The sequence below is a fragment of the Streptomyces sp. NPDC050548 genome (assembly GCF_044457385.1).
GTDB lineage: Bacteria > Actinomycetota > Actinomycetes > Streptomycetales > Streptomycetaceae > Streptomyces.
On record NZ_JBITGV010000005.1, the window covers coordinates 447816 to 458985 of the forward strand.

Genomic DNA, 11170 nt, shown 5'->3' on the forward strand with positions numbered 1-11170 from the left:
CCGCAGGAGTTGTCCACACCGTTACCTTACAAAGGCGCGGGCTCCTCGGCGGGCAGGCTGTCCATGAAGGAACTGACGGAGAAGACCGCGCGGCCGGGGCCCGGTTCGCCGTATCCGGGCGGGGACTTGAGCCCGAAGTCCTCCATCGTGGCGCGGTACGCCTCAAGCAGCCGGATGTGGTACTCCAGCGGCGCGCCCTGCGGGTTGGCCTTGCCGAGCGGGGTCGTCGGTTCGGGGCACCAGGTGGTGAAGCGGGGGGTGATGCCCTGCGACATGAAGAAGCGCAGGCCCTCGGTGGTGGAGGCGATCGCCTCGTCGACGGTCTTGAAGCCGAAGGGCTCCGCCATCTCCACGCCGGCCACGAAGTTGGGGATCACGTTGCGCGCGCCGAAGATCTCGGCGGAGTCGAGGATGCGCTTGTGCCACTCGTCGCGGCCGACGTAGCGCTCCTTGCCCGGGCAGTGCAGCTTGAACAGATACTCGTCCCACACCTCGTAGTTGGGGTGGTAGATCTGCACGCCGTAGTCCTTGAAGCGCTGTACGTCGTCCTTCGGCAGCGCCTGCGCCACGACCTTGCCGATCCAGCGGCCCGGGAAGCGCTCCTCGATGGCCTTGGCGTAGTGGCCGTAGAAGTCGGCCTCGTCGCGCCCGGCGACCGTCTTGGTGATCGCGCCGCCGGTGAGGGTGTAGGCGGTCGACACCTTCGCGGTGTCGTAGCGGTCGATGATCTCCAGGGCTTCGAGGACCTCCTCGACGTCCTTGACTCCTGTGTACGGTCGACCGGCGGCCTTGTGCTGGCGCCAGTTGTGGTTGATGTCGCAGTACTGGCACTCCTCCTTGGCGCCGAAGTACTGGCAGACCCGGAAGACGGTCAGATAGATCAGGTAGCCCCACTGGATCGTCGGGGCCACCTCCATGACGGACTTCCCGTTGGCGAGCTTGTGCTTGTAGTACTCCGGCATCGGCGGCACCCCGACGTCCGCGATCCGCTTCCCGTCGAGATAGAGCCCGAGGACCCCGTCCTCGTCGGAGGCCACCCGGTACGGCGAGGTCGGATTCACCCGCACGGAGACGACCGTCCGCCTCAGGTCGTACGGGCCACCGGTGAGGATGATCTCCTCCGGCGGGCGGCGCAGCGCGGCCTCGCCCAGCTCCGGCAGGGTGCCGTGGTCGAAGGAGAAGATGAAGTACGACTTCGGCTTGACCTCGCCGCCCTCGTTGTCACTCAGCGCGGACGGGTCGAAGGCGACACCCCCGCGCAGCAGGTCCTCCTTGAAGACGGCTTCCCGCGGCACATGCGGAAAGCGCTCCATCAGATCCTCGACCAGTGCGGTGCGGCTGCCCATCCCGTATCTCCTCCCGACGCGCGCGCCCTGCTCAGACGTACGACTCCTCACGGTATGCCTCCGGCGGTTCGGGGGTGGGAGCGGGGGGCGCGGTGTGGTGCGGGGCGCGGCGGGCCGGGCCAGGGGGGGCTCGGGTTGTTTGCGGGGTGCGGGGTGCGGGGTGCGTTGTGGCTGGGCGCGCCCCGCGGCGGAGCCGCAAATGTCATGGCCCCGCGCCCCTGAGGGCATGGGGTGGGCGGGATTGGGCAAGTCGGGCCGCTCAGCGCCACGGGCCGGGTCAGCTCTGCCCCGCCCCTTCGCGGCGCGCGATGTGGTCCGGTACCGGGATGCCCGTCGGCAGCACGGGGTCGGGCACGGGCGTGCCCCAGGTCGAGGTCAGCGGGAGCGTCCCGGCCCACAGGCCCAGTTCCGCGTCGGGTCCGTCCCCGTCGTCGGGCCCGCCGGTGCGGATCTTGACGGAGGCCTCCTCCAGCGAGAGGACGAGCAGCGTGGTGGCGGCGAGTTCCTTGCGGTTCGGCCGCCTGGCGTACGACCACTGCCCCGGCGTCGCGTGTTCGGTCAGGCGGCGCAGGCCGGCCAGCTTCTCGTCGGGGTCGGTGACCTTGCGAGGCACCCCGTGGATCATCGCGCTGCGGTAGTTCACGCCGTGCTCGAAGACGGACCTGGCCAGCACCAGCCCGTCGACATGCGTGACGGTGACACACACGGGCGCTCCGCCCGCGAGGCTACGACTCGCGACGGACCCGTGCAGATACAGCCGCCGTCCGTCCCTCCCGTACACCGTGGGTACGACGACGGGCCGCCCCTCGATCACGACCCCGAGATGGCAGACGAAACCGGCGTCCAGGATCGCGTCCAGGTCGGCACGGTCGAGGCTGCCCTGTTCGCGGAGTCGGCGGTGGCGGGTGAGGTCGGTCTCGGGCAGGCGGTCGGTCATAACGCCGGAGACTACCGATATGGCACCTCAAAGGCCATATCAATTTTGAATACCGCACCGTGAAGACACCGTAACAACGAAATCCGAAGCATTGACGAATCTGACATTTCTCGTCAGAATTGTCAGCATGAGCAAGCGGGACGACATTGTCACAGCGGCCGTCGAGGTCTTCAGCCGGTACGGGTTCCGGCAGACCTCGATGGAACTCGTCGCGCGGGCCGCGGACGTGTCCCGGCCCGCGCTGTACCAGCACTTCACCAACAAGCAGGACATCTTCGCCGCCGTCGCCGCCCGCGTCACCGACCTCATGACGGACGCGGCCCACCGCGCCCGCGACGCCGGGGGGACACCGGCCGACCAGGTCCACGGTGTGCTCTCGGTGAAGCTGGAGACGGCGATCGGCGTCACCGAGGCGGGATTCCGGCAGGAGCTGATCGCGGAGGCCGCCGCGATGGGGCTGACCTCGGTCGAGGACCGGCTGGTCGACGCGCTGGTCGACCTGCTCCACGAAGTTCCGGAGCCCCGGGAGACCGCCGAACTCCTGCTCGCCGCGACCGTCGGCATCGGCGGGTCCGAGGGCACCCCGGAGGTACTCCGCCGCCGCCTGCGCCGTCTGGTCGACCTCGTGATGAGCGGCCTCGGCACCGCACCACGTCAAAGGAGTTGAGCACCATGATCGGTACGCTCGCCCTCGGTCTCGCGGCAGGCTTCTGCGCGGGAGACGGGCTCCCCTACTACGTGATGGGCAGCACGGGAGAGAGCATCAGCCCCGGCCCGTTCCGCCCCTCCGCCGTCGCCAACGTCCTCTCCGGCTGGGTGCTGATCGTCGCGGCGGCCGTCTGCTGGCACTACACCGATACGCGGGCGCATCCGCTGCCGACTTATGCTGCGGCAGCAGCAGGAGTCCTCCTGGTCGGGCTGATCCACGCCCGACTGTGGCGCACCGACCCCTGGGGCAGAACACGCAAGGGCACGCTCCCGGAGGGACGGCAGGCATGACGGAGACGGTCACCAACTGGGCCGGCAACATCACCTACGCGGCGAAGGAACTCCACCGCCCGCGCACACTCGACGCGCTCAGGACCCTCGTGGCCGAGAGCGCGCGGGTGCGGGTGCTGGGCAGCGGCCACTCCTTCAACGAGATCGCCGAGCCGGGCCCGGACGGCACCCTGCTGTCGATCGCCGCACTGCCTGCCGAGTTCGACGTGGACACGACGGCCCGGACGGTACGGGTGTCGGGCGGCGTCCGGTACGCGGAGCTGGCCCGCCGGGTCGCCGAGCACGGGCTCGCGCTGCCCAACATGGCGTCCCTGCCGCACATTTCGGTGGCCGGTTCGGTGGCGACCGGCACCCATGGTTCCGGCATCCGCAACGGCTCGCTCGCGGCGGCCGTCCGCGAGGTAGAGATCGTCACGGCGGACGGCTCGACGGTGACCATCGCACGCGGCGACGACCGTTTCGACGGCGCCGTGACCTCGCTCGGCGCGCTCGGTGTCGTCACCTCGCTCACCCTCGACCTGGAGCCGGCCTTCGAGGTCGAACAGCATGTCTTCACCGAACTGCCGCTCGCCGGGCTGGACTTCGAGACGGTGGCGGCCTCGGCGTACAGCGTGAGCCTGTTCACCGACTGGCGGGAGCCGGGCTTCCGCCAGGTGTGGCTGAAGCGGCGCACCGACCAGGCGCCGGTGGACTTCCCGTGGGCCGCGCCCGCGACGAAGGCGCTGCACCCGGTGCCGGGGATGCCCGCGGTCAACACCACCGAGCAGCTGGGGGTGCCGGGGCCCTGGCACGAGCGGCTGCCGCACTTCCGGGCGGAGTTCACCCCGAGCAGCGGGGCGGAGCTGCAGTCGGAGTATCTGCTGCCGCGGTCGACCGCATACGACGCGCTGTATGCGGTCGACGGGATCCGGGAGACGGTCGCCGGTGTACTGCAGATCTGCGAGGTGCGGACGGTCGCCGCCGACGCGCAGTGGCTGAGCCCGTCGTACGGTCGGGACACGGTGGCGCTGCACTTCACCTGGATCGAGGACACGGCGGCGGTGCTGCCGGTGGTGCGGCGGCTGGAGGAGGCGCTGGACGGCTTCGACGCGCGGCCGCACTGGGGGAAGGTGTTCACCACCCCGGCGGAGGTGCTGCGCGGGCGCTATCCGCGGCTCGGCGACTTCGCGGCGCTGGCGCGGGACCTCGACCCGCGGGGCGCGTTCGCGAACGCATTCGTCCGGGACGTCATCGGTGACTGACCCGGTCCACGACTCGGCGGGCGGCCCGGCGGAGGACCGGGCCGACGACCGGGTGGGTGACTTTGTATAGCCCCTTTCCTAACCCCTTGTCGAACGTCACCCGCAGCCCATAGCCTTGCCGCGCGCCGGAGCCGTCGTGCCCCGGCATGACGGCAGAAAAGGGTGGGGCACCTCCGGTGAAGCGCACATCACGTGACATCCGCACCGCGAACCGCTACGAGGTGCTGCGTCAGATCATCGCCCAATCACCCACCTCCCGGCAGGAGTTGGCCGCCGCGACCGGGCTGAGCCTGGCCACGGTGGCCACGCTCGTCGGTGAGCTGCTGGACCTGCGGATGATCACCGAGGTCGGGTTCGAGGACTCGGCGGGGGGCCGCCCCCGGGGTCTGGTCGCGGTCAACGCGTCGGGGGGCGCGTTGATCGGCGTCGACATCGCGGAGACGTACGTCCACGTCGAGCTGTTCGACCTGGCGTTGAACGTCCTGGCCCGCGCCGACGAGGACATGCGGCCCGGCGAGAGCCGTCCGGAGCAGGTGGTCGGCCATGTCGCCGCCGCCGTCGGGGCGGTGGTCGCGCAGGCCGGAGTCGAGGCGGCGCGCGTCCTCGGCGTCGGGGTGAGCGTGCCGGGTCAGGTGGACCGCAAGACCGGCGTCTCGGAGTACGCGCCCAACTGGGACTGGCACGACGTCCCGTTGCTGGACCTGCTGTCCGAGGTCATCGCCTACCCGCTCTACCTGGACAATCCGCTACGGGCCGGTGCGGTCGCCGAGATGTGGTTCGGGGCGGCGCGCGGACGCGGGGACGCGGTGGTGGTCAACCTCGGGACCGGGGTCGGCGCCGGGCTCGCGCTGGGCGGCGGGCTGTACCGCGGGGTGAGCAACAGTGCCGGCGAGTGGGGTCACACCACGCTCGTCCTGGACGGACGGCTGTGCCGCTGCGGCAACCACGGCTGCGTGGAGGCCTATGTCGGCGCGCCCGGAATCATGCTGAATCTGCGGGAGTTGAGCCCGCAGAGCCCGCTGCTGCACCCCGAGGACCAGACGGCCACGATCGACGCGCTGGCCCGCGCCGTGGCCGCGAACGATCCCGTGGCCCTCAAGGTCGTACGGGAGACGGCCCGTTACGTCGGCGCGGGCATCGCCAACCTGGTCAACGTCCTCAACCCCGAAGTGGTCGTGCTCAGCAGCTGGGTGGCCCGCAAGCTCGGGGAACCCCTGCTGCACGAAGTGCGCGAGGCCGTCCAACGGCACGCGCTCGGGCGGCCGTTCGCCGCCACCGAGATCGTCCTCTCCCCCATCCCCACCGATCCGGCGTGCCTGGGAGCGGCAACTTTCGCGCTCGAAGGGGCACTTCAGTCGGTTGGGCAGAGGAATGGCAAGCGCACCACCCAGGCAAGGAGCCGTACCGCACCACCTTCATGACGACGGAAGGGATGCACGTGACCCAGCCCCACCCCAGGAGATCGATCCTCGCGACAGCGGCAGCCGCGCTCGCCGTCACCGGGGCCCTGATATCCGCGCCGCCCGCGAACGCCGACGGCGTCGCACCGGCGGAGGTCTCCCCCCACGCGGCCCAGACCATCGACAACATCGGCGCGTCCGGCGCCTGGTGGGTCAACGACCTCCAGTACTTCAAACCCGAGGTACAGGCCCGGGTCGCCCAACTCCTGTTCTCGGAGAAGGGGTTGGACCTCTCCTCCTACCGCTACAACATCGGCGGCGGTGGCGCCGCGGTCACCACCCCGGCCCGTGCCGCCCAGGACTTCCTGAACGCCGACGGCACCTACGACTGGAGCAAGGACAAGGGCGGGCAGACCTTCCTCAAGTACGCCGCGAAGTACGGCGTGCAGGACCTGATCGGCTTCGTGAACAGCGCGCCCGCGCAGTGGACGACCAACGGGCAGAGCTGCGGCGGCCAGTTGAAGGCCGAGAACGAGGGCGACTTCGCGAAGTACATCGCCGACGTCACCGCCCACTTCGCGAAGCAGGGCGCGAAGTTCGACTACATCAGCCCCTTCAACGAGCCCAACAACAACTTCGGCGACTGCGGCCAGGAGGGGATGCAGGTCACCGTCGACCAACGCGACGACATCGTACGGGCGTTGGGCGCCGAGCAGCGGGCCCGGAAGCAGCGGACGAGCATCATCGCCGACGAGTCGAGCAGCACGGTGAGCTTCAGCACCGAGGTCCCGCAGTGGATCGCGCAGCCGGACACCGCGCAGTACGTGTCCGAGCTGGCACATCACACGTACAACAACCCGAACGACGGCCAGTTGGGCAATGTCTACGAGACGGCGAAGACGGTCGGCAAGCCCTCCTGGGCCACCGAGATCTGCTGCTTCGGCAAGGGCACCACGGGCTGGAACCAGGAGTACGACCCGACCATCGACAACGCCCTGCTGATGTCCCGGATCATGTACAAGGACTTCGCGAGCGCACACGACTCGGCGTTCCAGTGGTGGGTGGCCCTCGCCAGCGGTTACGGCACGGACCCGGCCGCGCGCAACGACGTCGGCTGGAACGACGGGCTGATCTACTACGACCCCGACTACGCGACGGACGGCAACCAGACCCTGTACTTCACCAAGCGGTACTACGCGCTGGGCCAGTACAGCAAGTTCGTGCGGCCGGGCTCGGTCGCGCACAACGTGACGGGCGCGCCGAGCGGTGTCGAGGTGACCTCGTACGACCGGGACGGCAAGTGGGTCGTCGTGGTCAACAACCAGAACACCACGGACACTTCGCTGAATCTGCACTTCAACAGCAAGGTGCCGGTGCGGGCGACGCAGGCGGTGCGGACCTCGGCCACGGAGAACTGGGCGAAGGTCGCCAAGCCGGACGTGAGTGGCTCCACGGTCTCCACGACCCTCGCCGCCCGCTCGATCACGACGTACGTCCTCGACCAGAAACCCCGCAAGGGCCAAGGGAGTTCGACGGCGATCACCGGTGCCCTGCGGGGCGGTCAGTCCGGGAAGTGCCTGACGGCCGACACCTCGGGGGCCGCGATCGGCACCTGCACGGGCGGGGCCGGGCAGTCGTGGTCGTACGACGCGAAGGGTGGCCTGAAGGGGGCCAACGGGTATCTGACGGTGGGGAGTTCGGGGCTGACGACCGCCACGGACTTCACGGGTGATCCAAGCCAGCGGTGGCTGCTGAACGCCAACGGGCAGATCCTCAGCGAGGCATCCGGGAAGTGTCTCGACGTGAGCGGTCAGGCGACCGCCGACGGCAGCAAAGTGATCCTCTACAGCTGCAACGGCGGGGCCAACGAGGCCTGGTCGAAGGGCTGATGACCGTCTGACACCTGGTGCGGGCCCGCCGCTCGGCGGCCCGCACCATCGTCACGTCCGGGATTCCGAACGTTGCACAACGCTTCGAACAGGCTTCGTCCAACCCCTTGCCGAAGGCTTAGGCGAAGGTTAACGTCCCGCTCCGCACCTCGAATTCAGCCACGGGCAGCTGAGCCGTGGAGCCGCAGCCGCGCGAGAGACAAGGACGTCACCATGTCGGCAATGAGCAACAGCAACTGGTCCCGCCGATCGATATTCCGGGCGGCAGCGGGAATGGCCGCGGCCGGCACGCTGGCCGCGTGCGGCGGCAACAACGGGCGGGGAGGGGGCTCCGGTTCGGGCAAGAACCTGAGCCAGTACTTCCACGCCTACGGCGAGGCCGGAGTCGAACAGGCCGTCAAGCGGTACGCCAAGGGGTACTCGAAGGCCAACGTGACCACGCAGTGGATCACCAGTGCCGACTACGAGACCAAGCTCTTCTCGGCCCTGCTCACCAAGCAGGCACCCGACGTCTTCGAGTTCCACCCGCAGATCCAGCTGGTCAAGAGCGGACAGGTCGCCGACCTGAGCGACATCATCAACCCGGTCAAGGACGACTTCAATCCGGCCGACATCGCCTCGCACACGGTCGACGGAAAGATCTACGGCGTCCGGATGATCGACGACCCGCAGTTCTTCTTCTACCGCAAGTCGATGCTGGAGAAGGCCAAGGTCGCCGTCCCGACCACGATGGACGAACTCATCGAGGCCGCCGCCAAGTTGACCACTTCCAAGGTCAAGGGCCTCTTCCTCGGCAACGACCTGCACGCCATCGAACTGCCGCTGGTCTGGTCGGCCGGCGCCGAGCCCCTCACCGCGAAGAACGAGATCGGCTACCACACCGACGAGGTCGTCGGCGGCCTGCGCCAGCTCCGCCAACTGTTCACCAGTGGCCACCTGTTGCTCGACGCCCCGGCCGACTACTGGGACCCGTCGGCGCTCGACCAGGGACTGTGCGCCATGCAGTTCTGCGGCATGTGGGCCATGCCCGTCATGCAGAAGGCCCTCGGCGACGACCTCGGGATCTTCCCCTTCCCGAAGGTCGGCAGCAACGGAAGGCCCTCGGTCTACAACGGCGGCTGGTCGATGTTCGTCAACGCCAAGGGCAGTGACGTGGACGCAGCCAAGGAGTACGTGAAGTGGCTGTGGATCGACCAGAAGAAGGACCAGGAGGACTTCGCCACCTCCTACGGATTCCACATCCCGCCGCGCACATCGATCGCCGCGCAGGCCGACAAGCTCAAGACGGGCCTGCCCGCCGAGGGCGTGAAGCTGTTCAACACCTACGGCCACTTCGACAACATCAGCTGGACCCAGGCCATGTACAGCGCCTGGGACGGCATCATCTCCGACTCCGTCCGAAAGGGCGGTGACCCCGAGGCCGCCCTCGACAAGGCCGACAAGACGATCAACCGCGAGCTCAAGAAGCTCTTCGGATAGGCCGGGCGGACGGACCACGACATGTCGACCACCACCACACGCGGGGTCGCCCACCCCGCCCCGGCCCAGGCCTCCAAGGCCCGGCCGCGGCGGGGTCTCAGGGCCAACAGCACCCTCAACTTCTGGATCTTCACCGGGCCGTTCCTCATCGGCCTGGTCGTCTTCGTCTTCGTCCCGATCGGATGGAGCATCTGGCTCAGCTTCTTCGACGCCCGCTTCACCGTGACGCCGAGTCACTTCATCGGGTTCGACAACTACCGGCAGATGCTGACGAACAGCGACTTCACCGGCTCACTGGTGACCTTCACGGTCTTCGCCGCGTTCATCGTGCCCACCACGTGGGCGCTCTCGCTGGGTCTCGCCCTGCTGGTGAACCGACTGCGGTTCATGCGGGCGTTCTTCCGGTCCGTGTTCTTCCTGCCGACCGCGTGCAGCTATGTCGCCGCCGCGCTGATCTGGAAGATGTCCCTCTTCAACGGCGTCCGCTTCGGACTCGCCAACACCGTGGTCGGCTGGTTCGGTGTCGGCAACATCGCCTGGGTGTCCAACCCGAGCCCGCCCTGGTACTGGCTGGTCATCGTGACCGTACGCCTGTGGCTGCAGGCCGGTTTCTACATGATCCTCTTCCTGGCGGCGCTGCAGAACGTCCCGCCGGAGCTGTACGAGGCCGCCGCGATCGACGGGGCCAAGCCCGGCTGGCAGACGTTCCGCTTCATCACGCTGCCGCAGTTGCGGGCCACCTCGACCGCGGTGATCCTGCTGTTGCTCGTCGCCGCCTACCAGGCCTTCGACGAGTTCTTCAACATCATCACCACCAGGGCCACTTGGGGCCAGACACCCCTCATGGTCCTCTACAAGACCGCTCTGGGCTCGGGCCAGGACTACGGCGCGGGCAGCGCGGGCGCGGTCATCCTGACGGTGCTGATCTGCGTCGTCACCCTGTTCCAGGGCAGGATCATGGGCTTCGGACGGGCGGAGGAAGCCAAGTGACGACCACCGCACCGCAGTTGGGCAAGAAGCGCAGGAAGCGCGGCGGCGTCCTCAGCAACACGGGGCTCTACGTCTCCGTCAGCATCGCCGCGCTCCTGTTTCTGATCCCCTTCTACCTGATCGTCCGCAACGCGCTCTCCACGGACCCGGAGATCACGGGCGAGAACTGGAAGTTGCTGCCCTCCTTCCAGTGGGGCAACATCCACGAGCTGTTCACCGACACCTTGGTCGACTTCGGCCAGTCCCTGTGGAACTCGCTGGTCGTCGCCGTCCTGGTGACCGCCGGCATTCTGCTGATCTGCTCACTGGCGGGATACGGCCTGGCCCGTATCCCCTACAAGCACTCCAACAAGGTCTTCTACGCCGTTCTCGCGACCCTGATGGTGCCGACGTCCGTCACCTTCGTACCCAGCTTCGTGCTCGTCTCCTCCCTCGGCTGGGTCGACACCTACCGGGGCCTCATCATCCCGGGCCTCTTCAGTGGTTTCACCTGCTTCCTCTTCCGGCAGTACTTCCTGGGGTTCCCCAAGGAGCTGGAGGAGGCGGCACGCGTGGACGGACTCGGCTACTGGGGCGCGTACTGGCGGATCGTCGTGCCCAACTCGCTGAACTTCTTCGCGGCGATCGCCACGATCACCTTCATCAGCGGCTGGAACGCCTTCCTGTGGCCCCTGGTCATCGGCCAGGACCCCAGTTCCTGGACCGTCCAGGTGGCGCTCTCCTCGTACATGACGAGCCAGACCGTCAACTACCACCTCATCTTCATGGCCACCGCCTTCTCGATCCTGCCCCTGGTGTTCGTGTTCCTCTTCCTCCAGCGCTGGCTGGTGCAGGGGATCGCGCAGACCGGAATCAAGGGCTGACACCCGCATCTCACGACCTGGAGACC

General features: G+C 68.2%; 10 protein-coding genes. 8 read left to right on the top strand and 2 right to left on the bottom strand.

Going from position 1 to position 11170, the window contains the following annotated elements; translation table 11 throughout:
- Positions 1 to 26: 26 nt before the first annotated feature.
- Positions 27 to 1346, bottom strand: a complete 1320-nt coding sequence (locus tag ACIBJH_RS17655) for a radical SAM protein (RefSeq protein ID WP_399117750.1) — start codon at positions 1344 to 1346, stop codon at positions 27 to 29.
- A gap of 277 nt (positions 1347 to 1623) precedes the next feature.
- Positions 1624 to 2283, bottom strand: a complete 660-nt coding sequence (locus tag ACIBJH_RS17660; RefSeq protein ID WP_399117751.1) for a pyridoxamine 5'-phosphate oxidase family protein — start codon at positions 2281 to 2283, stop codon at positions 1624 to 1626.
- A 127-nt stretch (positions 2284 to 2410) separates the two neighbouring features.
- Between ACIBJH_RS17660 and ACIBJH_RS17665 the strand changes: the two genes are divergently transcribed.
- The 8 genes from ACIBJH_RS17665 to ACIBJH_RS17700 all read left to right on the top strand — a co-directional run bounded on the left by ACIBJH_RS17665 (position 2411) and on the right by ACIBJH_RS17700 (position 11144).
- Entirely contained in the window at positions 2411 to 2950 is a 540-nt protein-coding gene (locus tag ACIBJH_RS17665) for a TetR/AcrR family transcriptional regulator (protein WP_399117752.1), read from the top strand.
- Positions 2951 to 2955: 5 nt separating this feature from the next.
- Positions 2956 to 3282: a hypothetical protein gene (locus tag ACIBJH_RS17670; protein WP_200714388.1), complete on the top strand. Its 327-nt coding sequence runs from the start codon at positions 2956 to 2958 to the stop codon at positions 3280 to 3282.
- The gene (locus ACIBJH_RS17675; protein WP_399117753.1) at positions 3279 to 4523 is read left to right on the top strand and encodes an FAD-binding protein; all 1245 of its coding nucleotides are present in this window, start codon (positions 3279 to 3281) and stop codon (positions 4521 to 4523) included. The genes ACIBJH_RS17670 and ACIBJH_RS17675 overlap by 4 nt, the downstream gene beginning before the upstream one ends.
- Positions 4524 to 4699: 176 nt before the next feature.
- Positions 4700 to 5944, top strand: coding sequence for an ROK family transcriptional regulator (locus tag ACIBJH_RS17680; protein WP_399117754.1), 1245 nt, complete (start codon positions 4700 to 4702; stop codon positions 5942 to 5944).
- 11 nt (positions 5945 to 5955) lie between these two features.
- On the top strand, positions 5956 to 7812 hold the full coding sequence (locus ACIBJH_RS17685) for a glycoside hydrolase (RefSeq protein WP_399117822.1): 1857 nt from the start codon (positions 5956 to 5958) through the stop codon (positions 7810 to 7812).
- A 213-nt stretch (positions 7813 to 8025) separates the two neighbouring features.
- On the top strand, positions 8026 to 9291 hold the full coding sequence (locus ACIBJH_RS17690) for an ABC transporter substrate-binding protein (RefSeq protein WP_399117755.1): 1266 nt from the start codon (positions 8026 to 8028) through the stop codon (positions 9289 to 9291).
- Between the two features lie 21 nt (positions 9292 to 9312).
- A complete protein-coding gene (locus ACIBJH_RS17695; protein WP_399117756.1) occupies positions 9313 to 10281 on the top strand; it encodes a carbohydrate ABC transporter permease in 969 nt (322 codons plus the stop codon).
- Positions 10278 to 11144: a carbohydrate ABC transporter permease gene (locus tag ACIBJH_RS17700; protein ID WP_399117757.1), complete on the top strand. Its 867-nt coding sequence runs from the start codon at positions 10278 to 10280 to the stop codon at positions 11142 to 11144. Before ACIBJH_RS17695 ends, ACIBJH_RS17700 begins: the two co-directional genes overlap by 4 nt.
- Positions 11145 to 11170 lie beyond the last annotated feature (26 nt).

Coding starts and splice junctions, on each gene's coding strand:
- ACIBJH_RS17660 (WP_399117751.1), bottom strand. CDS start 2,283: ATGACCGACCGCCTGCCCGAGACCGACCTCACCCGCCACCGCCGACTC.
- ACIBJH_RS17675 (WP_399117753.1), top strand. CDS start 3,279: ATGACGGAGACGGTCACCAACTGGGCCGGCAACATCACCTACGCGGCG.
- ACIBJH_RS17655 (WP_399117750.1), bottom strand. CDS start 1,346: ATGGGCAGCCGCACCGCACTGGTCGAGGATCTGATGGAGCGCTTTCCG.
- ACIBJH_RS17665 (WP_399117752.1), top strand. CDS start 2,411: ATGAGCAAGCGGGACGACATTGTCACAGCGGCCGTCGAGGTCTTCAGC.
- ACIBJH_RS17685 (WP_399117822.1), top strand. CDS start 5,956: ATGCACGTGACCCAGCCCCACCCCAGGAGATCGATCCTCGCGACAGCG.
- ACIBJH_RS17670 (WP_200714388.1), top strand. CDS start 2,956: ATGATCGGTACGCTCGCCCTCGGTCTCGCGGCAGGCTTCTGCGCGGGA.
- ACIBJH_RS17690 (WP_399117755.1), top strand. CDS start 8,026: ATGTCGGCAATGAGCAACAGCAACTGGTCCCGCCGATCGATATTCCGG.
- ACIBJH_RS17695 (WP_399117756.1), top strand. CDS start 9,313: ATGTCGACCACCACCACACGCGGGGTCGCCCACCCCGCCCCGGCCCAG.